The organism is Halobacillus sp. AWH4_228 (assembly GCF_056158365.1).
In genome coordinates this window covers 3,793,734-3,816,907 of record NZ_JBSWTE010000001.1, presented here as the reverse complement: position 1 = coordinate 3,816,907, position 23,174 = coordinate 3,793,734, and the positions used below count along the sequence as shown (strand labels likewise).

At 48.6% G+C, this 23,174-nt stretch carries 24 protein-coding genes, 1 pseudogene and 1 riboswitch; of the genes and pseudogenes, 18 read left to right on the top strand and 7 right to left on the bottom strand.

All coding sequences use genetic code 11. From position 1 onward, the window contains the following. Positions 1–49: 49 nt before the first annotated feature. On the top strand, positions 50–517 hold the full coding sequence (locus ACXADP_RS19680) for a GNAT family N-acetyltransferase (RefSeq protein ID WP_474967102.1): 468 nt from the start codon (positions 50–52) through the stop codon (positions 515–517). 278 nt (positions 518–795) lie between these two features. Here ACXADP_RS19680 and ACXADP_RS19675 read toward each other — a convergent pair whose 3' ends face one another. Next, a complete protein-coding gene (locus ACXADP_RS19675; protein WP_474972275.1) occupies positions 796–2,004 on the bottom strand; it encodes an MFS transporter in 1,209 nt (402 codons plus the stop codon). 110 nt (positions 2,005–2,114) lie between these two features. On the opposite strand from ACXADP_RS19675, the gene ACXADP_RS19670 reads away from it, so the two are divergent. The 5 genes from ACXADP_RS19670 to ACXADP_RS19650 all read left to right on the top strand — a co-directional run bounded on the left by ACXADP_RS19670 (position 2,115) and on the right by ACXADP_RS19650 (position 6,281). Then, entirely contained in the window at positions 2,115–3,032 is a 918-nt protein-coding gene (locus tag ACXADP_RS19670; RefSeq protein WP_474970327.1) for a LysR family transcriptional regulator, read from the top strand. Next, entirely contained in the window at positions 2,962–3,534 is a 573-nt protein-coding gene (locus ACXADP_RS19665; protein WP_474972274.1) for a nucleotidyltransferase family protein, read from the top strand. The genes ACXADP_RS19670 and ACXADP_RS19665 overlap by 71 nt, the downstream gene beginning before the upstream one ends. Before the next feature lie 88 nt (positions 3,535–3,622). Next, on the top strand, positions 3,623–4,426 hold the full coding sequence (gene ytvA / locus ACXADP_RS19660; RefSeq protein ID WP_474972273.1) for a YtvA family blue-light photoreceptor: 804 nt from the start codon (positions 3,623–3,625) through the stop codon (positions 4,424–4,426). Between the two features lie 215 nt (positions 4,427–4,641). Next, a complete protein-coding gene (locus tag ACXADP_RS19655) occupies positions 4,642–4,941 on the top strand; it encodes a putative quinol monooxygenase (protein WP_474967106.1) in 300 nt (99 codons plus the stop codon). 173 nt (positions 4,942–5,114) lie between these two features. Next, complete coding sequence (locus tag ACXADP_RS19650; protein ID WP_474972272.1) at positions 5,115–6,281, top strand: acyl-CoA dehydrogenase family protein; 1,167 nt, start codon at positions 5,115–5,117, stop codon at positions 6,279–6,281. A gap of 38 nt (positions 6,282–6,319) precedes the next feature. Here the strand turns inward: ACXADP_RS19650 and ACXADP_RS19645 are convergent, their stop codons facing one another. Together ACXADP_RS19645 and ACXADP_RS19640 are read right to left on the bottom strand one after the other, a co-directional pair. After that, positions 6,320–6,844: a type 1 glutamine amidotransferase domain-containing protein gene (locus tag ACXADP_RS19645; protein WP_474967109.1), complete on the bottom strand. Its 525-nt coding sequence runs from the start codon at positions 6,842–6,844 to the stop codon at positions 6,320–6,322. 17 nt (positions 6,845–6,861) lie between these two features. After that, entirely contained in the window at positions 6,862–7,269 is a 408-nt protein-coding gene (locus ACXADP_RS19640; RefSeq protein ID WP_035532877.1) for a DoxX family protein, read from the bottom strand. Between the two features lie 159 nt (positions 7,270–7,428). Here ACXADP_RS19640 and ACXADP_RS19635 point away from each other — a divergent pair, with 159 nt between their 5' ends. Further along, the gene (locus ACXADP_RS19635; protein ID WP_474967110.1) at positions 7,429–8,331 is read left to right on the top strand and encodes a DUF1002 domain-containing protein; all 903 of its coding nucleotides are present in this window, start codon (positions 7,429–7,431) and stop codon (positions 8,329–8,331) included. Between the two features lie 348 nt (positions 8,332–8,679). Continuing rightward, positions 8,680–8,844: pseudogene (locus ACXADP_RS19630) on the top strand (IS5/IS1182 family transposase); the annotation flags it as partial. Between the two features lie 213 nt (positions 8,845–9,057). Here the strand turns inward: ACXADP_RS19630 and ACXADP_RS19625 are convergent. Further along, the gene (locus ACXADP_RS19625; RefSeq protein WP_474972271.1) at positions 9,058–9,639 is read right to left on the bottom strand and encodes an SCO family protein; all 582 of its coding nucleotides are present in this window, start codon (positions 9,637–9,639) and stop codon (positions 9,058–9,060) included. A gap of 170 nt (positions 9,640–9,809) precedes the next feature. On the opposite strand from ACXADP_RS19625, the gene ACXADP_RS19620 reads away from it, so the two are divergent. After that, the gene (locus ACXADP_RS19620) at positions 9,810–10,574 is read left to right on the top strand and encodes an alpha/beta fold hydrolase (protein ID WP_474967112.1); all 765 of its coding nucleotides are present in this window, start codon (positions 9,810–9,812) and stop codon (positions 10,572–10,574) included. Positions 10,575–10,823: 249 nt separating this feature from the next. Here ACXADP_RS19620 and ACXADP_RS19615 read toward each other — a convergent pair whose 3' ends face one another. Then, positions 10,824–12,269 (bottom strand): hypothetical protein, encoded by a 1,446-nt coding sequence (locus ACXADP_RS19615; protein ID WP_474967113.1) that lies wholly within the window; start codon positions 12,267–12,269, stop codon positions 10,824–10,826. Between the two features lie 103 nt (positions 12,270–12,372). Continuing rightward, positions 12,373–12,555, bottom strand: a complete 183-nt coding sequence (locus tag ACXADP_RS19610) for a hypothetical protein (protein WP_474972270.1) — start codon at positions 12,553–12,555, stop codon at positions 12,373–12,375. 110 nt (positions 12,556–12,665) lie between these two features. Here ACXADP_RS19610 and ACXADP_RS19605 point away from each other — a divergent pair, with 110 nt between their 5' ends. The 9 genes from ACXADP_RS19605 to ACXADP_RS19565 all read left to right on the top strand — a co-directional run bounded on the left by ACXADP_RS19605 (position 12,666) and on the right by ACXADP_RS19565 (position 22,957). Next, complete coding sequence (locus ACXADP_RS19605) at positions 12,666–13,265, top strand: NUDIX hydrolase (RefSeq protein WP_474972269.1); 600 nt, start codon at positions 12,666–12,668, stop codon at positions 13,263–13,265. A 58-nt stretch (positions 13,266–13,323) separates the two neighbouring features. Then, positions 13,324–14,469: a trans-sulfuration enzyme family protein gene (locus tag ACXADP_RS19600; protein WP_474972268.1), complete on the top strand. Its 1,146-nt coding sequence runs from the start codon at positions 13,324–13,326 to the stop codon at positions 14,467–14,469. A 76-nt stretch (positions 14,470–14,545) separates the two neighbouring features. Next, positions 14,546–14,654: riboswitch (SAM riboswitch) on the top strand. A gap of 133 nt (positions 14,655–14,787) precedes the next feature. After that, complete coding sequence (locus ACXADP_RS19595) at positions 14,788–16,566, top strand: PLP-dependent aspartate aminotransferase family protein (protein WP_474972267.1); 1,779 nt, start codon at positions 14,788–14,790, stop codon at positions 16,564–16,566. A gap of 20 nt (positions 16,567–16,586) precedes the next feature. Then, positions 16,587–17,570 carry an aliphatic sulfonate ABC transporter substrate-binding protein gene (locus ACXADP_RS19590; protein ID WP_474972266.1) on the top strand — a complete coding sequence of 328 codons (984 nt, stop codon included), beginning with the start codon at positions 16,587–16,589 and terminating at the stop codon, positions 17,568–17,570. A gap of 12 nt (positions 17,571–17,582) precedes the next feature. After that, entirely contained in the window at positions 17,583–18,419 is an 837-nt protein-coding gene (locus ACXADP_RS19585) for an ABC transporter permease (protein ID WP_474967119.1), read from the top strand. Positions 18,420–18,437: 18 nt separating this feature from the next. Continuing rightward, positions 18,438–19,151: an ABC transporter ATP-binding protein gene (locus ACXADP_RS19580; RefSeq protein ID WP_474967120.1), complete on the top strand. Its 714-nt coding sequence runs from the start codon at positions 18,438–18,440 to the stop codon at positions 19,149–19,151. Between the two features lie 12 nt (positions 19,152–19,163). Next, complete coding sequence (acsA, locus tag ACXADP_RS19575; RefSeq protein WP_474972265.1) at positions 19,164–20,852, top strand: acetate--CoA ligase; 1,689 nt, start codon at positions 19,164–19,166, stop codon at positions 20,850–20,852. Between the two features lie 443 nt (positions 20,853–21,295). Further along, positions 21,296–22,537 carry a dicarboxylate/amino acid:cation symporter gene (locus tag ACXADP_RS19570; protein ID WP_474972264.1) on the top strand — a complete coding sequence of 414 codons (1,242 nt, stop codon included), beginning with the start codon at positions 21,296–21,298 and terminating at the stop codon, positions 22,535–22,537. 192 nt (positions 22,538–22,729) lie between these two features. Continuing rightward, the gene (locus ACXADP_RS19565) at positions 22,730–22,957 is read left to right on the top strand and encodes a hypothetical protein (RefSeq protein WP_474967123.1); all 228 of its coding nucleotides are present in this window, start codon (positions 22,730–22,732) and stop codon (positions 22,955–22,957) included. Here ACXADP_RS19565 and ACXADP_RS19560 read toward each other — a convergent pair. Further along, entirely contained in the window at positions 22,954–23,112 is a 159-nt protein-coding gene (locus ACXADP_RS19560; protein ID WP_474972263.1) for a hypothetical protein, read from the bottom strand. The two genes, ACXADP_RS19565 and ACXADP_RS19560, sit on opposite strands and share 4 nt — an antisense overlap. Between the last annotated feature and the right edge of the window lie 62 nt (positions 23,113–23,174).

Below are 23,174 nucleotides of genomic sequence, written 5' to 3'. Positions count from 1 at the left end.
TAACGTCACAGCATGACCATTTTGTTATGATGGAAGGGAGAGAGATTTGGTGCAGATAAGAAAGATGGGGAACAACGATACAGATGAAGTCATCCGCTTGATGGTTGGTGCGATTATGGACATTCCGCTGGACGTGTATACGGATGAACAGAAAAAAGCATGGGCCGGGGCTGTTTCATTGAATGAAAGCTTGTCTGGAAGGCTGCTGAACGGGTTCACCCTGCTTGCCTTGGAACAGGATCAGGTCATTGGAATGGCCTCCTTAACCGATGAGGAATGTATCGATTTCCTATATGTAAGCCCGGATTACCAGCGGACAGGAACAGCATCCATCCTTTTGGAACAGTTGGAAAGAAAGGCTGAATCCATGGGAGCGGTGCGCCTCCATACGGAAGCCAGTTTTGCTGCTGTCCCTTTCTTCATGAAGCACGGGTATGAGAAGATCCGTCATCAAGAGAAGACACTGAACGGAACGGTTATAAAAAATGTTCGAATGTGTAAAAAGGTGCATAACTGATTTAAGACAAGGGTATGGTTCATTGTAAGTCAAGTGAAACGTTTTGCGATGGGAGACGTATATAGAGTAATAAGTAGATTGTCGTCAGATTTCCTGCCAATTCTATTTCATACTGAGGTGAAAACATGCAGAGACTGGACCAGATCGTCGATTACTTGAAGACACTGGGGATCGAGGTTGAAAAAGTGTACCGTACACCGAAGGAAGAGACAAGATAACCGTACTTAACTTATACATGACCAAAGGTATGCTTTTGAAAAGCATGCCTTTTTTTATGATCAGGCGGTTCTCCGGTTTGTTACCGCTTGAAAATCTGGATGGCGGGACTGGATATGTGCCCACAAAATACCGGCACCAGCTGGAAGAAGCAGCCATAGGAAGACAAAGGAGACACCGGAAGTAGAAGCAATGGCTCCAAATACCGGCCCACTGATGACGACAGAAGACTGATTGGCGAGCATACGCAGACTGGAGAGTCTTCCGTGGAAAGCCGGATCCGACGCCATCTGCTGAACCGATTGAAGTAAAGCGCGAATGGATGATGTGCCGAAACCGATAAAGAAAAAACCTATAAAAGCGGGCCATACGTTGGTAGTCAGGCTGACGAGGAGCAGACCACATGAAGTAACGGCAAAGGCCCATACCGCCAGGCTGTTTTTGAATAGTTTCCACCACCACGTCCCCAGCAGCCCGGCTGCCATGCCTCCAATCGAAAACACCGCATCGAGCAGTCCGTAGAGGAAAGCCCCCTGCAGCAGGTGGGCACTGGTATAAACGCTTAAAAAGCCGAGAGAAGTATGAAAGGTCAGCTGCCCGATCATCAAGAGAAAGAACAAACCGTAAAACAGCGGGTGGTGATGGACATAACGGAAGCCTTCCTTCATATCCAGAAAAAATGAAAGGCGTTTCCGCTTTTCTTTTCTAAAGGGAGCTTCATTCAGCTGCATCACGGACAGGGTAGCTGCTGTAAACAGGAGAAGAACGACTGCTAAGGGGATTTCCGCAGGAAGGGTCCCTGCCAGAACCCCGCCTGTGCCTGCACCGATCAGGCTGCCTGTGATCGTCGAGGAATTGGACCAGGAGAAGATTTTCGGAAGCTCGTCTTTCGGAATGATCGCCGCTGTCAGAGCCTGCAGGGCAGGACGGAATAAGGAGCCGGCTGTCTGAAGGAGCATATGGATGAGAATAATCAGCCAGGGGGCTTCTGTATCCACGGCAGATGTCGTCCATAAAAATAAGAGGATGAGCACACTGGATGCTCCGGCAGCTACAGCGAGTTTCTTCCGGCTGTACCGGTCTACAAGTACTCCGAAGAACAGGTTGGAGACCATCCCGGGCAGAAAGCCGAAGCTGACAAATAACCCTGTATACAAAGGGTCGTTCGTCCATTGGAACAAGATCCAGGTGGTCAGCACAAAATACATGGCCCGCCCGCATTCGTATAGAAAGTAACTTCCGAGCAGACGTCCGGTTTTCAAATGAAGCATGTGATCCCTCCTTTTTCCCTTTTATCTTACTGGAAGGATAGAGATTTGAATAATATTTAATTATAATAAAGGGTGATAAGAAAAATGGATAGGGGGAACGTTCGGTGAGAATGGAAGATTATGATCTGTTAATCCAGCTTCATGAATGTGGTACCATCCGTTCGACAGCAAAAAAAATTCTTCTTTCCCAGCCGGCGATCACTCAGAGATTGAAATACATAGAAGAAGAACTGGGAGGAGCCATTTTCGTCCGCACCTCGAAAAAGCTTTGGATCACTCCTTTCGGTGAGCTGACGCTTGCTTCAGCCAGGGAAATCCTGCAAAAGGAAAAAGAGCTCAAAGATAAACTGGCGATGGCAGGAGGGAGGGTGTCGGGCACCCTTTCCATAGGAGCGTCGTCGCTGTACAGCCAGTATTTTCTTCCGGAAATACTCCAGTCATTTACAAAGATGTATCCTGAGGTAACGGTTGATCTTATCACAGGTATCAGCAGTGAAGTCCGCTCATCAGCGCTCGATAATCATCTATCCATCGTGAGAGGGGAGCCGATTTCCGGATTCAACTCGACCCATTTATTGAATGACCCGCTTTATTTATTCGATTTGTTACCTCTCCCCCCTGTAACGGAGAGGCCGTTCATCGAATTCAGAACAGATCCGGACTTTACACGTCTTCTTGAGGAGTGGCGGGAAAATCAGAAGGAACTCACTTACAGGCCGACGATGAAGGTCGATCATTTCGAGACCGCTAAACAAATGATGAAACACGGACTCGGAATGACGGTCCTTCCAGGAAGTATTGCGTACGAGGAAAAGGAAGAGTATGCCTGCCTGCCTCTTGTAGATCAAGAGGGGAATGCTGTAACCAGGGAGACATGGGCATGCGTGAAGCCGGATGTCCGTTCCCTTCCACAGGTAGAGGCCTTTCTTCAACACCTGAAAAAAAGGAGTGGAAATCATGAATGCTCTGGAAAGCGAGCTGATCGAAATCATCCAGGAGAAAACCCCTCACCTCCTTCCGATCTTTGACCAAGCCGATCATTATTTTTCGAGTTATTACATAGGAGCGGGGGCACTTGTGCAGAGTGTATGGAATGAGAAGCATGGGTTTGACCCCGCGTATGGGATAGGAGATGCGGATTTGATCTATTTTGATCCAGAAGGAACATTGGAAGAGGAGCGGCAGTTGGAAAGGGACATGAGAAAGCAGCTTTCCCGCCACCCTTTTGAAGTGGATGTAACGAACGAGGCGCTCGTTCACTTATGGTATGAAGAAAAATTCGACATTCCGCTTGATCCCTATCCGTCCCTCGAAGCAGCCGTGGATACATGGCCGACGACAGCCTCCTCACTCGCTGTCCAAAGAAGAGCACCAGGCACCTTCGATATGTATGCCCCTTTCGGTCTGGAGGATTTATTCAGCTTAATTGTCCGGCCGAACAAGCGGCTGATTCCGGAGGAAGTCTATTTGAAAAAGGCAGCGAAATGGAAAAAACGCTGGCCGAAACTTACTATTTTACCTTGGGAATAGATGGAAGTGGATGGATTAACTTGCAAGGGGTTTGTCATTCATTTTATTATAATAGTATTCATTCCATTTTAAAGGGAGCTGGATGACCGTGAATGAACTTTCGTTTGCTAGATTAGAAGAAATTCAACAAAATGAATTCATAAAAGCTGCGATCGACCGCGTGGGTGCAGGTGTCGTAATTTCAGATCCGGAGCAGGAAGATAATCCGATGATTTACTGTAATAAAGGATTTGAGGAACTGACTGGTTATAAAGCTGAGGAAATTCTCGGACGCAACTGCCGTTTTCTTCAAGGGGAAGACACGAGCGAAAGTCAGGTTGAACGCATCAGAGAAGGATTGAAGAGCAAAGAGCCGGTTCTGCTGGAGATTAAGAACTACCGGAAGGACGGGACACCGTTCTGGAATGAGCTGCAAATCTTCCCGGTCTATATCTCGCAGATGGATCAGACTTATTTTGTAGGGGTTCAGAAAGACGTGACCCAGCGCAGGGAGCAGGAGGAATTGATTGGCCATTACCTTTCTGAAGTGAAGCGGCTTTCCACGCCGATTGTACCTGTGGAAGACAACATTTCTGTACTGCCACTTGTTGGAACAGTGGATGATGAACGGCTGCAGCAGATGTTGGAAGCGGTCAGTCATCACGTTAAAGAAACAAAGGAAGATTATCTCATCATGGATATGTCAGCGGTTCATTCCTACAATGAAGCGGTACATATGGGGATTTATCAAATGAATCAGCTGTTGGACTTGATGGGGACGACGCTGGTCATTACGGGCATTAAGCCGACCTTTGCGATTCAAAGTGCTCCATACGCGGACTTCAGTGAACTTTCGCTGCAGACGTATGCCTCTGTAAAACAGGCGTTGAAACAAATTCCCAGAAGGAAATGATCAAAGCACCGATCTGATGCATTCAGACGGTGCTTTTTTATGTGGAGGAAGAGCGCTTGGTGAGCGAATCACTTCCTGCCCGGCGGTTTATCCATTACGATGTAGAGGAGAATCCGGCTCGAGGTACCTGGATGTCTGCTGATAAAGAGCACGATTCCGGGTGACTCTATTGGAGTACGAATTCACAAATGCGATACGAAGAGAGGGAAGATGGTATGTATATTATTCATGCTGTATTTGAAGTGGCTCCTGATAAGGAACATGGCTTTCTGGAGGAAATCCGTCCACTGATCCAGGCATCCAGAGAGGAAGAGGGAAATGTCTCTTATGATCTGGTCAAGGATATGGACAAAGCATACACCTACAAAATGGTGGAAGTGTGGCAGAACGGGGAAGCCGTAGAGAAGCATAATCAAAGTGAGCATTTCCAGGCGTTTGTCGGAAAAGCTTCTGAATTTCTAGCTGCTCCTCTTTCTATTAAGATATACGAAGGTGAAGAAGTAAAACAAGGATAAAACAGGAACCCGGCTGAAGGCAGCCGGGTTTTTTACATACAAAGAGGAGACGGGAATGATTTATGAAGAGGCAGGGTATGTTGAAAAGAGAATCAAAAGAAGCACCGCGTTGGCTTCATTCCGAGTTGTCAGGTATGATTTAATTATAGATTACGAACCGGGAGTGGATAGGAATGACAGGTATGATTGAAACGTGGATTAAAAACGAACGTCAGGAACGTCTTTTTCAAAAAGCCGGAGCGATTGCGGATGAAGCAAAAAAACACATCCAGGAAACCGATCAGCACGCAGCCTTTTCTCCGCAAACGCTGCAGGTCATGAAGGAAGTGGGGTACCCATCCCTCGCTCTCCCCCCTCAAGACGGCGGAGAAGGCCTTTCCCTGTATGAGCTGCTGCTGCTTCAGGAAAAAATTGCAGAAGGTGATGGTTCCGTCGCTTTGTCCATCGGTTGGCATATGGGCACAATGATGGAACTATCGCAGGAGAAGTTATGGGAACCCGCTTCCTACAACAGACTCGTCCAGGAAGTCGTCTCCAGCCAGAAAGTCGTCAACCGTGCAGCTACAGAACCGGCAACCGGGAGCCCGACCCGCGGAGGAATCCCTGAGACGACCGCAGTGAAAAGGGACGACCGCTATGTCCTCAGCGGACGAAAGTCTTTCACGTCAATGGCTGAGCATCTGGATTATTATATTGTATCCGCCTATGTGGAAGATAAAGACAGTGTCGGATGGTTTATGATCGACCGCCACCAGCCCGGACTTTCGGTGGAACAGACGTGGGATACCCTCGGAATGAGAGGGACGGCCAGTCATGATTTGGTTATGAACGATGTGGAGTTGAATGAAGAGGACCTCGTCGAATTAAAGCAGGAGGGAAAGCCGTCTCCAAAAGGATGGCTGCTTCATATCCCTGCGTGTTACTTAGGCATTGCTGTCGCTGCACGCAATGATGCCGTGGCTTTTGCGAAGGAATTTCAGCCGAACAGTCTCGATCAACCGATCGCAGAAGTCCCTCACATCCAGGATAAAATCGGGGAAATGGAATGGAAGCTGATGCAGGCGCATGCCTACCTTTACAGTGTGGCACGTAAATGGGATGAAGAACCGGAAAAGAGGAAACATATGGGTCCTGACTTGGGCGCTGTGAAGCTTGCGGTTACCAACACAGCGAATGAAGTGGTGGATCTTGCCATGCGGATTGCAGGCGGCCGCGGACTGTCAAAGACTTATCCGTTTGAGAAATACTACCGTGATGTACGTGCCGGGCTGCATAATCCGCCGATGGATGATGCGGTTGTGTCCATGCTTGCCAAGCACGCCATTTCCGATGATCAATAAAAAATCCCAAAGCGGTTCGCCGCTTTGGGATTTTTCTCTTATTGTTCAGCGAGCAGGTCTGCGAAAGCTTTCGCATAAGGGGGAAGATCCGGCGGACGTCTTGCGGACACGATGTGGGCGTCCTGGACGACTGCTTCGTCCACCCATGTGGCTCCTGCATTTGTCATGTCATCTTTAATACCTGGTGTACTGGTTACCGTTCGTCCTTCCAGAATACCTGCAGAAATCAGTACCCAGCCGGCGTGGCAGATCTGACCGATCGGCTTTTCATGTTCATTCATATGCCGGACCATATCGAGAACTTTGTCATATCTGCGGAGCTTGTCTGGAGACCAGCCGCCGGGGACGAGAATTCCGTCATAGTCAGAAGGATCGATTTCATCAAAAGCGAAATCAGATACGGCAGGAACACCGTATTTCCCTGGGTACTCCTCGCCGGCTTTTTCACCGACAAGATGAACCTCAGCTCCTTCCTCCTGCAGACGGAGAAGCGGGTACCATAATTCCAAGTCTTCAAAATCCTTGCTCACAAGAGCGATGATTTTCTTATCTGCTAAACGCATAGACTACCTCCTCCGATTTAATTCCTCTTCATTTTATCAAACCGCTGCGCTGGTTTCGAATCCTGCGAACAGGCCAGTACCCACCAGATGAGCACAGGCTGGAAAAGGGGGCGGATCCAGAGAGCAGCCGGACTTGCTTCCTCCGACCATGGAGCCGGTATAGAATAGATGGCTGCGTAGATATTGGCAGGGAGCACAGCAATCAAGAAGACGGCTGTAGCGAGGCCGGCGGCTTTTCTCGTCTGCGGGAAAACCAAGAGCAGCGACAGCAGCCATTCGGTGATGCCGGACATGTAAACAATTTCAAGCTTCAGCGGCACCCATTGCGGAAGCATCCTGGCAAATCCGTGGTCGTAGATGAAATGAGTGATTCCTGCGTAGAACAAAGCGGCAGCAAAAATATAAAGGCCGATTTTTCGTATCATGTCATAGTCACGCTCCTTTAAAAATATCAGTGCTTTTGAAACCTTTTTTCCCTCCCGGACGTCTATGTAAAAGACCCGTTTGAGAATGCGGGTATACTAGTAAGGTGATTCCGCCTCGTTGTATGAGAAGGAATCAACCACGATTAAGGGGTCGACGTTATGAAAAAACTGACAAGTATCTGGATGATGGCTCTGCTTCTCTTTTCTGTTTGGGCGGTGCCTCTGGAAAGTTACGCCTCTACAGGAGACCAGGGCATCAATGAAAAGCTGGGACTGCCGATTGTTGTCTACGGTGAAGCCCTTTCAGAAGCGCAGAAATCTGAGGTGGCGGACTTACTCAAGGTGGACCAGCATGAACAGGTCGACGAGTTTTCGGTCAACGGACAGGATCTGAATGAGTACATCGGTGGTAATCCAAATTCGAATATGTATTCTTCTGTGAAAATTCTTCATAAAGACAACGGAGAAGGATTGTCCATTGAAATCGTTACACCAGATAACATAACACAGGTGACTAAAGAAATGTATACGAATGCTCTCCTTACTGCCGGCGTCGAAAACGCTGAAGTGCTGGTGGCTTCCTCTGTGAAAGTGAGTGGACATTCCGCTCTTACCGGGATCTACAAAGCGTATGATGCCAAAGGGGTGAAACTGGATGAGAGCCGTATGAAAGTCGCGAGCGATGAACTGGATATTGCGACAGATATTGCAGAAGAAGAAGGGATTGACCAGGATAAAGTCAGCGAACTGCTGACGGAAATCAAGAAAGCCATCGCTGAGCAGGATCCAGCAACGAAGGAAGAGGTCGAGCAGATTGTTCAGGAGCAGCTGCAGACGCTGAACATCGAACTCAGTGAAGAAGACCGCCAGCGATTGACGGATTTGTTTGATCAAATGAGAAATTTGAATATCAATTTCGATCAAGTGAAAAACCAACTGGATGATCTGACAGGCAGCATCCAGGATATCATCAATGATGATGGGTTCTGGAACAGCTTCCGTAATGCCGTTCAAAGCTTCTTCCAGTCTTTGAAAAACTTCATAAGCTCCTTGTTCAATTAAGCCGGTTCTCCGGCTTTTATATCGGTGGATGTCTGCCGTGGGCAGGTATTCAACTGACTTGGTCAGGAAGGACGCCTGCCGAAAGAAAAGCCGCTCTCCCTATAAGGAGAGCGGCTTTTGGCTGTAGAAAAAGACTGTGTTAACCAGTTAGAGTTGTCCATTAGTCGTGTAAAGGGTCACATTCCGCTTATTGGTGGATGAATGCCGCGGGCACGCCCTCAGCTAACTTGGTCAGGAAGGCCGCCTGCCCAAGTGGATCTTCGGCCTGTGCTGTTCCCGCAGGCATCACCACCGAACGCTCCTCATCGACGGTAGAATATAGAGGAGAGAGATTGTGCACGAAGCAGGTTCGCGGATTCAAAAGAACGGCACGAGCTGCGCTATGGCCGCTTGCGTGGAAAAGAAAAAGGGAAAGAACAGGCGCTGATGACGGCTGCCTGCCGGAATATGAAAAAGATTGTCCTCCATCCAGCAAGGGTGAGCGGGGTGGAGGAGAGTCTTTTTCAATTTTAAAGAACTTCCAAGGAGCGGTGCCCCTTCCACTCCTGCGGAAGAACGAGTGGTCCGAGATCACCGAGCGTGGGTTTTGCGAGGAAGCTCGGGCGCTCGTCCGCGGAAAGGGAAGGGGCTTTCGCTCCTGGCGGTAAGAAACAAAAAAAGCTTGTAAAGAAACAGAGGTTTCTCTACAAGCTGAAGCCGCTCTCTATGAGGAGAGCGGCTTCTTGTTTATGAATCCACGGCGGTTTTCGTATCTTCGACAATCTGTTCGAAAGGAACGTCGGTGTCCCCTCTATATTTTTTCAGGACTTTCCCGTCTTCTCCTACTAAGTAAAAGGATGTACCGTGGGTGACCTGGTCATTGCCCTCCGTCTTTAAAACAGAGGCTTTGAAGCTTTCCCGTGCAAAGTCTTGAATCTCTTCCTGTGTATATTCCGTCAAAAATGTCCAGTTGGATTCATCCACGCCGTATTTGCTTCCGAACTCCTTCAACTTGTCTGGTGTGTCGACGGTCGGGTCTACACTGAATGAGACACTATGTACATCCACGCCTTCTTCTTTCAACATTTCTTTCACTTTCACCATGTTTCTTGTCATAGGCGGGCAGACTGTGTTGCAGTTGGTGAAAATGAAGTCCGCCAGCCATACTTCGCCTTCCAGTTCATCAGTGGAAAAAGATTCCCCATTCTGGGTGGTCCCTTCGAATGACTGGATCTCCCAGTCCAATGTATCTTCCAATTCGCTGGATCCACAGGCCGCTAGTATAAGGGCGAGGCTGAGCAATCCGCCTAAGAGTAACAAGCGCTTCATAGGTTTCTCCTTCCAGGTTATAAAGTCTCTTCTAGTTTACGACCGCCTTAAACAACGTGTCAATCGGCTGAGGGACTGTTCTTAAATTGGACAAATATACCTGCTTGTATAACCCTTTCAGTCCAGGGAATCCTAAGGGTCCATGATATTCGATCAGGGAGTGACAGGGTATGCCTTATTATACGGACAGCCATTCCGGAAAAGCATTGTTTTATGAGGATTCAGGGGAAGGGCAGCCGGTCGTTTTCATCCATCCGCCGGGAATGGGACGGATGGTGTTTAAAATGCAGCACGAGCTGGCAGCAAAGTACCGCATCCTTCTACCGGATTTGAGTGGGAACGGAGATTCTGATGTGGTAACACACTCCCCTGACATTACCTGGTATGCAAGGGAAGTGATCAGTCTGCTGGATCATCTCCAGCTGGAATCTGCTGTCATCGCCGGCTATTCATGCGGAGGGATGGTGGCTCAGGAGACGGCTTTGACCTACCCTGAACGAGCCAGAGCAGTCATTCTTGCAGGAGGATTTCCAAAAGTTGAAACCGGCGGGCTCCGTTTTGAGTTCCACGGGGGGATGTACTGGGTGGAGAAGAGCCCTGAAACCCTCGCTAAGCTGTTAAGTCATTCTCATTTCAGGGATGAAAAACTGAAGCGGGAGCTGAATGAACATATGGCGAAGTCGGATCCGGAAGCATGGCATGCCTTTTATGACCGGGCACTTCATTATGACTGCAGCCACCGGCTGGAGAACTTAAGGCAGCCGCTGCTTCTGGTTTATGGGAGCAAGGAGTTCTGGATCAGTGAACACAGTCATTTTTATCAGGCGTGTCCGCAGGCGAAGATGGTCGTCATCGAGGACGCCTATCATCAGACACCTGCGACTCACTATGACCGTTTCAATGAAGCCGCATCTCAATTCATAGACGCATTATAAAAGCAGAGGCTGTGCCTCTGCTTTCAGCTTGCTGGAAAGATACTTTTTTCATCCCGGGGTCATGCTCCTACAGCGTGTAGGTGGTCACGTTCCGCTTATCGGTGGGTGCCTGCCGCAGGCGTCACCACCGATAAGCTCTACGTCACCTCTTTCATCATCTCAATCATGGGAACAAAGTACTTTCTTCTTATGGACGTTAGTGCGCAAAGAGAAGGTTCAGAGTTCCTGTAAAGCTGTGCCTCTGCTTTCTTATTGGGGTTTCAAATCAAATGTCGTGTCGACTTCTTTTCCATACACCATCTGGTTGACGGTAATAGTGAGCGTCGAGGCTTCCTGAAAGTTGTTGGTCGGGAAAGATATCGTGGCCATCCCATCGGTACCTGCATAATCGGCCTGGACTTCCTGGCCGTTATCTCCCAGAACAGAAACGAAAGAAGAAGGTTCTTCTTGTCCTTGTTCTGATGCAGGAAGGGGATGAAAGGATTCTCCGACCAGCTTTTCGTTTTGGTGGTAGTCGTGCGGGCTGTAGCTCAATTCCAAGCTCATGTGCTGGTCACTTGTTGTTTCCACGCTGTCCAGGTAAATATCCGTTTGGCGCGCTTCTCCGATTTTTTCGCTGATCCGTTTAGAAGTAGACGCGTTCAAGTCCATATGGTCTATATCTACAGTAAACGAATAAGAGGCATCTTCCTTAAGGTGGATATCTTCTACAACAAGCGTAAGCTCTTCAGGAATCTCTCCTAATGGTTGAAACCGCCCTTCATAAGTGCCGGCGTTCTCTTCCTGATCATAACCGAGAAATACCGGGATCTTCTCGCCTGTGTCCATCTTAAAGTAGGAATTCATCGTATGATTGAACACATCATCTTCATCTTCAATGGCCATTCTCACTTTTCCATAGGATGCTCGGACTTGGACTTCTTCGGGTTCAATGACAAGACCATCTTTTTCGTAGGTCCCGGTGGTGGTGAATGTTTTCAAGATATTCGCTTCCTCATTGTATACATAAGAAACAGGTGCGGCTTCTGTTTCATAGGTCTCGCCGTCCATTTGAAAGGTCAGGGATGTGGGAACCGTCCGGTTAACCTCTTCAACCTTCGTCTCAAAATCATTTAGTTCCCAAGGGTCATTGACCGGAGGGGTGGAGACTGCTCCATACAGGCGGTTTTCGTAGATCACAGCTTCCTGGTTACCAACCCCATCCTGCCTGAGGTCCAATGTCTGGGCACCGTTATCCTCTGTCGCTTTCATATGGATGGAATGCAGCGACGGCATATTCCCGATCCCCTCCGTTTCCTCCGTCTCAGAAACGAGGGCAGATAAATCAATACGGTACAAGAAGTGGATGAATTGTTCCCCATGCCACACTTCGTAAATCTGAGCCCTGCCGTCGCGTCCCGGCAGCGAAGCCGAAGCTTCGGTTGTTGTGGTCAGCCCTTCTTCCCGTGCAAGGGCCAGGCCCGGAATGCGCTCTTCAAAAAACTCGTGAAGACGCTCCTCTGACTCGATTTCCTTCCAGCTGCCAGGAACGTCTTCCATATCGACAGGCTTGGCTTTTCTATGTAAGGAACCGTCTTCTTCGTGAACCAATTTGGAGGAGTCTTGAGAACCTGTATAAATGTATGTACCTCCTGCAAAAAGGGTCAGGACAGCGCCAATGATGAGCCACTTCCATTTTCCTATGTTTTCCCCCATGGTGAATTCACCCTTTCATCATGCTTGTCACGCTCCCTTCTATACTAACAGAATTTTCTATATTTTTGAGAGGTCATAAAAATAACCCGCGGATAAACGCAGGTCATTTTTCGTCATCGGAGTAATGATGGAGCAGGGAGTCTCCTTCCGAATGGTTATGATCTTCCTGTAAGGCTTGCGGGGGCTCGTGGGAGAAAGCCTGATTGAATTTTGCTGACCGGTTAAAAGCTTCTGCCGCCTCATTCGATCGTTCGACACGGCCGCGGCGTGTTTTCTTTTCGCTCATCGTTCCACCTCCTTTTGTTTAAGATTTCCTCCTTGCTGTTAAATTAAACTTCTGGATATCATAGATCGTAATCACAGAAAGATCCGTATATAGGGAGAGGGGCTTAAGAGATGGAGGAAATGCTGGATATTTTTAATGAAAAGGAAGAAAAAACGGGTGTTAAGGCACGCGGGGAGGTTCACAGAGATGGAGACTGGCACGAAACGTTTCACTGCTGGTTTGTAAATAAAATCGATACAAAGTGGCATGTGCTGATGCAGAAAAGGGCCTTTGATAAAGAAGATTATCCCGGCTTATATGATATAACGGCCGCCGGACACATCGAAGCAGGAGAGGGATTGATGAAAGGGGGACTGCGCGAAATTCAGGAAGAATTGGGGCTGTCACTGGAACGTTCTGCTTTAACACCGGCAGGATATGTGAAGGAGGAATTGATTGGGAAAGACAAGGTGGACCGGGAAATCTGCCGGTTGTTTTTCTATCATTGGCCTGGCGGGGATATGCCGGTGGGAGTTGAAGTGGCTGACGTTCTTGCCATCCCTCTGGATCAGTTATCCTTCTTAATGACGGGAGAGAGGGAAGTGGCTGCAGGTGTTTCGATTTGCACCGGGGAATCAGAAACTATGAAGGCGGAATCATTTGTTCCTCATACCCCTGCCTATCAAAGCCAGTTGCTGAAGGCTTTGTCTGAATATGTCGAAAAACTTTGACAATAACACCTCTCCATCGATATAATTTTTGATTAAGTGATCAGAAAGGAGTCGACGAATGACACACCCAAGCTTTGAAACAAAAATTGTCCACCATAAACAGGATCAATCACAGGTGCATAACAGCAAGACGACACCGATTTATCAGACATCCGCCTTTACCTTCAAGGACCTGGACCATCTGGAAAGTTACTATGAAGGGGAAAGTCCATACTTATATACAAGAGAAAAAAATCCGAATACCGATGAACTTGCGGGAACGGTTGCTGAGCTCGAAGGTGCTCCATCTGGAGTCGCTTCCTCCTCAGGAATGTCAGCCATCCTTGCAGGCATTCTGGCGGCTGTTGAACCCGGAGGCCATATTGTAGCCGCAGAAGATGTGTATGGAGGTACGCACAAACTCCTGACTAAAGAACTGCCATCCTTCGGAATCGACGTCACCATGGTATCCTTTAACAATTTGGACGAGGTGGAGAAATCCATCCAGCCTCATACCCATCTGCTTTATACGGAATCGATTTCCAACCCGTTCCTACGCGTGGAAGACTTGAAAGGTCTGAGCAGTCTCGCTCAAAAACACGGCATAAAGACGATGGTGGATAATACATTCGCCACCCCCTATCTTGTCCAGCCCTATCAGTATGGAGTGGACCTTGTTGTGCACAGTGCAACGAAATACATAGGCGGTCATAGTGATGTCACGTGCGGCGTCCTTGCCGGTTCGGAAGCATTGATTTCCAAAGCAGCCCAGAAAATCGTGACTCTTGGAGCAAATTTAAGTCCGTTTGAAGCTTGGTTGACCCAGAGAGGAGCCAAAACCCTTGCACTCCGGATGAAACAACAGTCTGCGAATGCAAAAAGTGTTGCAGAGGCACTTCGGGAGCATATTGGGGTTAAAAAGGTGTTTTATCCTGAATACGTATCTGAACGTGGTCATGGAGCGATTGTTACCATCGAGCTCAATGAGAGCGTGGATGTGGAAGCCTTTTTCAAATCTCTTGGATGGATCAAAATTGCACCGACACTCGCTGGTGTCCAGACAACTGTGTCCTACCCTGTCCGTACGTCGCACAGGGCTCTGTCAGAAACTGAACGTGAAAAAATCGGAGTGAACGATTACGTCATCCGCTTATCCATAGGAATTGAGAGCGATGAAGATATCATTCATCAGCTGAAAAGAACCATTGACGCTTCAATAAAATAAAAATTCAGAATGTTATTGACATTGATGCAGATGGTCAGCTATAATTCACAACATAATCAAAATTAAATAACTAGTACTCTTATTAAGAGCGGCTGAGGGAATAGGCCCTGTGAAGCCCGGCAACCTTCAAACATCGGTTTGAAAAGGTGCCAAGTCCTACAGATCATGGATCTGGTAGATAAGAGGAGGATATCAGCACGTTCAGCCCTCTTCTTATATGGAAGAGGGCTTTTTGCATGGATAAAGACGCTGTAAGGACCAGTTTCTTTTTAAAACTGATTAAAATGATGAGAATAATAAACTTTAGGAGGCCATACAATGACCAACTCTTTTGAAGGCTACGATATTGATACCATTTCTCTGCACGGTGGACAGTCACCAGATCCTACGACCGGTTCAAGGGCCGTTCCGATTTACCAGACCACATCCTATGTGTTTCATGATACCGATCACGCCCAGAGCCTTTTTGCCCTCGATGAACCGGGGAATATTTACTCCCGGCTCGGAAATCCGACGGTGGACGTATTCGAAAAACGCATGGCTCTTCTGGAAGGCGGAGTAGCCTCGGTAGCGACGGCTTCAGGCATGTCCGCCATTGCACTGGCCATTTTGAATGTAGCTGGTGCAGGAGATGAAGTCGTGGCAGCATCCAATTTATACGGCGGAACTTATAATTTATTCGCCAACACTTTACCGCGGTATGGCATTAATGTTCATTTTGTTGACCCGGTCGATCCGGACAATTTCAGACAGGCCATCAATGAGAATACGAAGGCCGTCTTCGCTGAGACCATCGGCAACCCGAGTCTTCACGTGCTTGATTTTGAGAAGGTGTCCGCCATTGCCCATGAACATCAGGTTCCATTGATCGTCGATAACACGTTTGCCACACCTTACACGTGCCGTCCGATTGAACACGGAGCTGACATTGTCGTCCATTCGGCCACGAAATGGATTGGTGGCCATGGAACAGCTATCGGCGGCGTCGTTGTCGACGGCGGGCAGTTTGACTGGGGCAATGGAAAGTTCCCTGTTTTCACAGAGCCGGATCCGAGCTACAACGGGATCGTTTATACAGCCGATTTCGGCACGCTCGCCTACATTACAAAACTCAGGGTTCAGCTGCTTCGTGACTTTGGCTCCTGCCTCAGTCCGCAGAACGCTTTCCTTCTGCTCCAGGGACTTGAAACGCTACATTTGCGGGTGGAACGTCATTCAGATAATGCCCGGGAAGTGGCTGAATACTTGGCGGAACACCCCGATGTGGAGTGGGTTTCCTACCCCGGCTTGAAAAACCATCCGGCCCATGAACTGGCCAATCAATATTTAGAGGGCGGCTACGGTTCCATTGTCGTATTTGGAATCAAAGGAGGCAGAGAAGCTGGGAGTCAGGTGATCAACAACATCTCGTTGTGGTCCCATGTCGCCAATGTCGGCGATGCGAAATCTCTGATCATCCACCCGGCGTCTACGACCCACCAGCAGCTTTCTGTTGAAGAGCTTGCGGCGACCGGAGTGACGGAAGAGCTGATTCGTCTTTCCATCGGACTCGAATCCAGCAAGGATTTAATCAATGACCTGGATCGGGCCATTGCCAAGGCAACAGGCAATGATTCCGGAAAGCGGGCAATCACAGAGAATGATGAAGGTGTCATCAAGTGGGCGCTCAGCTCTGCGAAGATTACAGAAGGAGGAGAAACACGTCCGAAACGCCTGGCTGTCGTCGGTCTCAGTGGAAAGCCTTCCCGTCCGAGTCACCGACTCGCAAGAAAAATGCAGCGGCTCGGGTATCAGATCGTCCCGGTGAACCCTCGGGAGGAGGAGGTGCTTGGCGAGAAAGCTTACCCGGATTTGAGATCGATCCCATTCAGCATCGACGTCGTCCAGGTGTTCCGCAGCCCTGAGGCCGCCATTGAGATTGCCCGGGAAGCAGCGGACATCCAGCCTGGTGTGTTCTGGCTCCAGGAAGGTGTCATTTCTCCAAAAGCAGCGGAAATTGCCAGTGAAGCAGGTCTGGAAGTTGTCCATAACCGTTGTACCTACAAAGAAGCACAGCGGCTGCGCGGAAGCATAGATACGTACGCATGCGAAATTTAAATAGGGGAAGGGGTAAAAAGATGAATTGGAAAAAAGCCATAGCTGTCCTCAGTGCAGCGGCCGCCATCGGGCTTGCCGGTTGTTCAAGTAATGCCGAAGGTCAGGAGGATCAGCCGGATAAGGTAACCCTTGATTATGCCTACTACTCTCCAACCAGTCTGGTCTTGAAAGAAAAGGGATGGGCCGAGGAAGCGTTTGAAGAACTGGGCATCGAAGTGGAATGGGTGCTCAGCCAGGGAAGCAACAAGGCGCTTGAGTTTTTGAATTCAAGCAGCGTTGATTTTGGTTCTACAGCCGGAGCAGCCGCGTTGATGGCTAAAGCGAATAATGCTCCTGTAGAATCCGTCTATCTCTATTCCAAGCCGGAATGGACGGCTTTAGTCACGAATCCGGATTCTGGCATATCTACTGTAGAGGATTTAAAAGGGAAGAAAGTCGCCGCCACGCTTGGAACCGACCCTTATATTTTTCTTGTTCGTGCTTTAAAGGACCACGGACTGAGTGTGGATGATATTGAGCTTGTCAATCTGCAGCATCCCGAAGGGGCTTCTGCCTTGAACTCCGGCAATGTCGATGCATGGGCAGGGCTTGATCCCCACATGGCACGTAATGAACTGGAAGCAGGGGCAGAGTTGTTTTACCGTACGCCTGAATTCAATACGTACGGAACGTTGAACGTCCGCTCTGCGTTTGCGGATGACCATCCTGACGTCGTCAAAGATGTGATTAAAGCCTACGAAAAAGCGCGGGAGTGGACGATAGAACACCCGGATGAAGCCGCTGAAATTCTGGCCGAGGAAGCCAATCTCGATCTTGAGGTAGCGAAGAAAAGCCTGGATCGCAACGACCTGTCGGATCCTGTTCCGGGAGCTGCTTTAAAAGAAACGATTCAAGGAGCCGGCACGGTCCTTCAGGAAGAAGAAGTGATCAAACCGGATGTGGATATTGATCAGTTGACGGAAGATCTTGTCCGGCCGGAATTTGCAGAAGAAGTGATTGAATAAGGAGGTCCAACGATGTCCAGTCGTACAGAAGCTGCTGTTTCATCACCAGCTGTGCAGCGAACGAAAATCAAACCGGCTCCTAAAAGGAAGTGGGGAGGGGCGTTGTTAGGGCTGGTCCTCCCGGTGCTCATCCTTATTCTGTGGGAAACAGCTTCCCGGGCGGGATGGGTGGCTCCTTACCTGCTTCCTTCTCCAACAGCTGTCGTTGAAGAAATGACCGGCATGGCACAGGAAGGGGAATTGTGGGGGCACATCAGCATCACCCTCTACCGTGTTTTTGCAGGATTTCTTGCTGGTCTGGCCGCGGCTGTTGTACTGGGGGCGGCTACAGGGTACAGCCGGATCGCCCGTCAGCTGCTTGATCCGATGCTCCAGGCCCTTAGAGCGATCCCATCGCTTGCCTGGGTGCCTTTGTTCGTCCTTTGGATCGGCATCGGTGAAGCGTCGAAAATTACGCTTGTTGCTGTAGGGGTATTTTTCCCTGTGTATTTAAATTTAACGTCAGGCATTCAGGGAGTCGATCGTAAACTGATCGAAGTCGGGCGTATCTATCACTTTACGAGTCTGCAGCAGATTAAAAAAATCATTCTTCCTGCCGCGCTTCCATCTTTCATCGTTGGTCTCAGGAGCGGTCTCAGCCTCGGCTGGATGTTCGTAGTGGCCGCTGAGCTGCTGGGTGCCAGCCAGGGACTTGGTTATTTGATGGTGTACGGTCAGAATACGTCTGCCCCTGCCCTTGTTATAGGAAGCATCCTGCTCTTTGCTGTTTTCGGCAAGGTTACGGATGAAATATTGAAGAGAATACAGACGAGAGCATTGAAGTGGCAGGATAATTTAGAAAATGCCTGACAGAAAGGAACGATCCATGTGCTGGCAGTCAATCAAGTGTCACGAACGTTCCAATCCGGAACGACAGGATTTGAAAATATAGATTTACAGGTAAAAAGAGGAGAAGTTGTCGGAGTGCTCGGCACGAGTGGATGTGGGAAGAGTACGCTTCTTCGTGTTCTTTCCGGTCTGGATCAGGAGTACGAAGGGAGCATCCAGACAAAGTCTGAAAACCGTGAGAGTGCCTTTGGGATGATGTTTCAAGAACCGCGTCTGATGCCGTGGCTGGATGTCCTTGACAACGTCACGTTCGGTTTTTCCAGGCCGTCCAAAAAGGAGCCCGCCTTGGAACTGATAGAAACTGTAGGATTAAAGGGGTTTGAACATCATTATCCAAAGGACTTATCCGGTGGTATGGCACAGCGGGCTGCTATCGCAAGGTCGCTGCTCAGCCAGCCTGACATCCTTCTCCTTGATGAACCCTTCAGTGCCCTGGATGCTTTTACGAAAATGCAGCTGCAGGACCTTCTGCTTTCTATATGGGAGAAACACCATACGACAACACTCCTTGTGACTCACGATATTGATGAAGCTCTATATCTGTGTGACCGCATTGTCATCATGAGAGGGCAGCCGGGACAGATCGAGTCGGAACTGTTCATCCAGAGGCCGAAGCCGAGAAAGCGTGGCGATGCCGTTCTAGGTGAATTGAAAGAGCAGATCCTCAAGGAACTGGACTTTACGAAACGATAAGGAGGTACATCTATGACAAACGCGACAATCCCTCCGGAGAAGGGAGACTACCAAGTCGGACGCGAATGGAGGGAAGGCGCTCCATTTCATTGGAAGGATATTCATTCCAACTTTACCTGGCACGAGACCGGAAAGGTGAATATGGCCTATGAGTGTGTCGACCGGCACGTGGCGGAAGGCAGAGGGAACAAAACCGCGCTGCATTATTTGTCGGATGAAGAAGAAATCACCTATACGTATGCCGAGCTTCAGCGTGAAGTGAACCGATGGGCGCGTGTGCTTCAGAGGCATGGGGTGAAGAAGGGGGATTTTGTTTTTGTTTTCCTCCCAAAGCATCCTTCCTGTCATATTGCCATGCTGGCCGCCATCAAGCTGGGAGCTGTCGTCGGGCCATTGTTTGAAGCCTTTATGGAAGAAGCCGTAAAGGATAGGATCAACGACTGTGAAGGGGAATATTTAATAACCGACCACTCTTTTCTGGATCGTGTCCTTCGGGAGGACATCCCAAGCCTGAAAAGTATTTTTGTTACCGACAGGCAGGGCGGGGACTACATTTCCATTATAAAAGAAGCGGAAAAGGAAGATCCGGAGCTCGAAACGGTATGGGTCGATCTGGAAGACGGTTTAAACATTCATTACACAAGCGGCTCTACCGGGAAGCCGAAAGGCATCATCCATGCCCACCGTAATATGATCCAGCAGTACCAGACAGGACGCTGGGTACTGGACCTCCATGAATCGGATATATATTGGTGTACCGCCCACCCTGGCTGGGTGACAGGTACGGTATACGGCGTGTTTGCTCCTCTGTTGAACGGGGTGACCACAGTCATTCACGGAGGGCGCTTTTCTGCTGAAGCGTGGTATGAGGTGCTGGAACGCGCGGGTGTAACCGTCTGGTACAGCGCACCGACCGCTTTCCGTATGCTGAAATCCCAGCCGGAACGTCTGCATAAAGACTATGACTTATCTAAACTACGACATGTCCTGAGTGTCGGAGAGCCGTTGAACCCGGAAGTTATTCACTGGGCTTACGAAACGTGGAGCCTGAGAATCCACGATACTTGGTGGATGACGGAAACAGGCGCCCAGCTTGTAGCCAATCTGCCGACGAGAACCATCAAACCTGGATCCATGGGCCGGCCGATACCGGGAATAAAGGCAGCGGTGCTGGATGATGATGGAAATGAGCTTCCCTCCAATAAAACAGGCCATCTTGCCATACAGGCATCCTGGCCGTCCATGATGAAGGAAGTTTGGAAAAATCCCGAAAAGTATCAGACGTATTTCCCGTTCGGAGGAGACTGGTATCTCGCTGGTGACCTTGCGTATATGGATGAAGACGGCTATATTTTCTTCCAGGGCCGGAGTGATGATATGATCAACTCTTCTGGAGAGAGGATCGGACCTTTTGAAATTGAAAGCAAGCTGATGGAGCATCCTGCTGTAAAAGAGTCCGGAGTCATCGGAAAACCGGATGATGTACGCGGAGAAATCGTCAAAGCCTATATCATTTTAAATGAGAAGTATGAAGGAACGGAAGAGTTAGCGCAAGAAATCCGGATCTTCGTGAAGAGTGGGCTCGCGGCACACGCTGCGCCAAGGGAAATAGCATTTATAGAAGAGCTTCCTAAAACACAGATTAGTGGTAAGGTTCTGCGGAGGGAACTTAAGAAGTGGGAAAGTGAAGGGGTTCTTTAATAAGAACGGCCGCTTGAGAGGCGGCTGTTTTTTTATGCATGGATTGTATATAATATACAACGCCTTTTATATTTTTATAAAATTGTAATATATTCTAAAATTTCTCATAATCCTGTAAAGACTGTCCTACAGCGGTTCTTCCGGCCGGTGAATCGCAGCAATCTCTCCAGTATGCGGATGCATAAAAAACTGCCAGCAAATTCTATTCAAAATTTAGTCATTCTGTGCTATAATCTATAAAGCACGATCCATCCACATGGTTGCAGCCAATAGTTAATGTCCGAAACTACGCCTACACACTCACACCCAAAGAGGTACAAACGCCCCGCTGCGTACGTCTTTTTTTAATGGTTCAAGACTGTTTTTTTCACTTTTTTTAAGAAATCAAGCTTGAAGGAAATAATAAGAAAGCGCTATCATATCTGTTTTCAGGAGGTTACGTCATGAAGTTAACAACCAAGATTTTTATTGGTTTAATCCTTGGTGCTGCGGTAGGTCTGGGTCTCCATTTAGCTGCACCCGATCTATTTACAACTTTGGATGCCTATATTTTCAGTCCATTGGGGACCGTCTTCTTAAATCTTATTAAGATGCTCGTCGTCCCGATTGTCTTCTTCTCCATCACTTTGGGAACGGCTTCCCTGGGTGATCCGAAGAAACTGGGGAGAATCGGCGGGAAAACCATCGGCTTCTTTCTAGCTACAACAACGATCGCCATTTCCATTGCGATCGGGCTTGCCTACCTCTTCCAGCCGGGCGATATTAATATCAGTACGGCTAATGCGGAGTATGAAGCCCAGGAGGCACCTGGTGTTGTAGAAACCTTTACGAACATTATTCCGACCAACCCGATCCAGTCTATGACGGATGGAAATATGCTGCAAATCATTGCCTTTGCGATCTTTATCGGTTTTGCTCTTGCTATGCTCGGCAAGAAAACAGAAGGGATCTATAAACTGGTGGAGCAGGGGAACGAAATTATGATGTTCCTCGTTAATCTGATTATGCGTTTTGCGCCGTATGGTGCTTTTGGTCTTCTTGCTTCCGCTATCGGAACAATGGGCATTGACGGTATGCGTGCGATGGGTATGTATATGTTTGTCGTCCTTCTCGGGCTGTTCATCCATGCCATTGTCACGTACGGTTCTGCTGTATCCTTCCTGGGTAAGATGAATCCGATTACGTTCTTCAAAGGGTTTTTCCCTGCTATGACGGTTGGATTCAGTACATCCAGTTCAAGTTCCACGCTGCCGATCTCTATGAAAACGGCGCAGGAAAACTTAAATGTCCCTAAACCTGTCAGTAGTTTCGTTCAGCCTCTCGGGGCCACCATCAACATGGACGGGACAGCAATTATGCAGGGTGTGGCGACGATTTTCATCGCCCAGGTTTATGGATCTGATTTATCTTTCACTTCATTAATTATGGTCGTGTTAACTGCCGTACTTGCGAGTATCGGTACGGCCGGAGTGCCGGGTGTCGGTCTGATCATGCTTGCCATGGTACTGAATCAGGTATCCCTGCCGGTCGAAGGTATTGCGTTGATTATCGGTATTGACCGTCTTCTTGATATGACAAGAACAGCTCTTAACATTACTGGAGATGCTGCGTGTGCAGTTGTTGTCGCTGAATCCGAGAAAAAGCACGGTGGATTGGATGAGGAAACACAACGTATGCAAGCATAAACGGAACACTGAAAAAGTGCAACCTTTTGGTTGCACTTTTTTTATTTTCTAAAAGTCTGCTGTGCCGGGCTTCATTCTGTTTCAAATGGAAGGAGGGAGCGCTGGGGATCATCCACGTCTCGACGTGTAAGGAAAGTCCTGCAGGGGTATAGTAGAAGATAGATATAAAAGTAGGAAGAGGTGAGTGTTCCCATGTTTTATTCTGTAACATTTCAAAAAATTATCTACTTAACCGCCATCGGGGTGATTATCGGGGCAGTTGTCGGTTTTTCCGCTGTTCTCGGGTTCGATCTCGGTGGAACATCCTTTATCCTTTCCATGTTTCTGAGTATTCTGCTCGTTTATGTAACGGCTATGTATGCAGAGCTCTATCACATCAGGGAGGCTATCAATAAACAGCGCAGAGAAGACCGGCGTTAACGAGGGCCGTTAAGCAGGCTGTAGGAAAGGACGACCAGATAGATGAGAGCGAGAATTGCGACTGTCCAGTAGGTTCCTCTTGATAACTTTTTGAAAATCACGAAAAAAGTAGCGGTTACAGCGGAGAGGATGAAGATCCAATAAAATGCTTCCATCTTGATGCTCCTTTCTTTCTTTATATACTAAAGCCCTTCTTTGGGATGGGCAAGACCTGTTT

Bases quoted from the DNA above. Each gene is read 5' to 3' on its own strand.
- ACXADP_RS19625 (WP_474972271.1), bottom strand. From the start codon at position 9,639: ATGAAGCGCTTGTTACTCTTAGGCGGATTGCTCAGCCTCGCCCTTATA.
- ACXADP_RS19610 (WP_474972270.1), bottom strand. From the start codon at position 12,555: ATGAGCGAAAAGAAAACACGCCGCGGCCGTGTCGAACGATCGAATGAG.
- ACXADP_RS19565 (WP_474967123.1), top strand. From the start codon at position 22,730: ATGTTTTATTCTGTAACATTTCAAAAAATTATCTACTTAACCGCCATC.
- ACXADP_RS19570 (WP_474972264.1), top strand. From the start codon at position 21,296: ATGAAGTTAACAACCAAGATTTTTATTGGTTTAATCCTTGGTGCTGCG.
- ACXADP_RS19560 (WP_474972263.1), bottom strand. From the start codon at position 23,112: ATGGAAGCATTTTATTGGATCTTCATCCTCTCCGCTGTAACCGCTACT.
- ACXADP_RS19655 (WP_474967106.1), top strand. From the start codon at position 4,642: ATGTATATTATTCATGCTGTATTTGAAGTGGCTCCTGATAAGGAACAT.
- ACXADP_RS19620 (WP_474967112.1), top strand. From the start codon at position 9,810: ATGCCTTATTATACGGACAGCCATTCCGGAAAAGCATTGTTTTATGAG.
- ACXADP_RS19615 (WP_474967113.1), bottom strand. From the start codon at position 12,269: ATGGGGGAAAACATAGGAAAATGGAAGTGGCTCATCATTGGCGCTGTC.
- ACXADP_RS19650 (WP_474972272.1), top strand. From the start codon at position 5,115: ATGACAGGTATGATTGAAACGTGGATTAAAAACGAACGTCAGGAACGT.
- ACXADP_RS19665 (WP_474972274.1), top strand. From the start codon at position 2,962: ATGAATGCTCTGGAAAGCGAGCTGATCGAAATCATCCAGGAGAAAACC.
- ACXADP_RS19635 (WP_474967110.1), top strand. From the start codon at position 7,429: ATGAAAAAACTGACAAGTATCTGGATGATGGCTCTGCTTCTCTTTTCT.
- ACXADP_RS19590 (WP_474972266.1), top strand. From the start codon at position 16,587: ATGAATTGGAAAAAAGCCATAGCTGTCCTCAGTGCAGCGGCCGCCATC.
- ACXADP_RS19645 (WP_474967109.1), bottom strand. From the start codon at position 6,844: ATGCGTTTAGCAGATAAGAAAATCATCGCTCTTGTGAGCAAGGATTTT.
- ACXADP_RS19595 (WP_474972267.1), top strand. From the start codon at position 14,788: ATGACCAACTCTTTTGAAGGCTACGATATTGATACCATTTCTCTGCAC.
- ACXADP_RS19675 (WP_474972275.1), bottom strand. From the start codon at position 2,004: ATGCTTCATTTGAAAACCGGACGTCTGCTCGGAAGTTACTTTCTATAC.
- ACXADP_RS19670 (WP_474970327.1), top strand. From the start codon at position 2,115: ATGGAAGATTATGATCTGTTAATCCAGCTTCATGAATGTGGTACCATC.
- ACXADP_RS19605 (WP_474972269.1), top strand. From the start codon at position 12,666: ATGGAGGAAATGCTGGATATTTTTAATGAAAAGGAAGAAAAAACGGGT.
- ACXADP_RS19585 (WP_474967119.1), top strand. From the start codon at position 17,583: ATGTCCAGTCGTACAGAAGCTGCTGTTTCATCACCAGCTGTGCAGCGA.
- acsA (WP_474972265.1), top strand. From the start codon at position 19,164: ATGACAAACGCGACAATCCCTCCGGAGAAGGGAGACTACCAAGTCGGA.
- ACXADP_RS19640 (WP_035532877.1), bottom strand. From the start codon at position 7,269: ATGATACGAAAAATCGGCCTTTATATTTTTGCTGCCGCTTTGTTCTAC.
- ACXADP_RS19600 (WP_474972268.1), top strand. From the start codon at position 13,324: ATGACACACCCAAGCTTTGAAACAAAAATTGTCCACCATAAACAGGAT.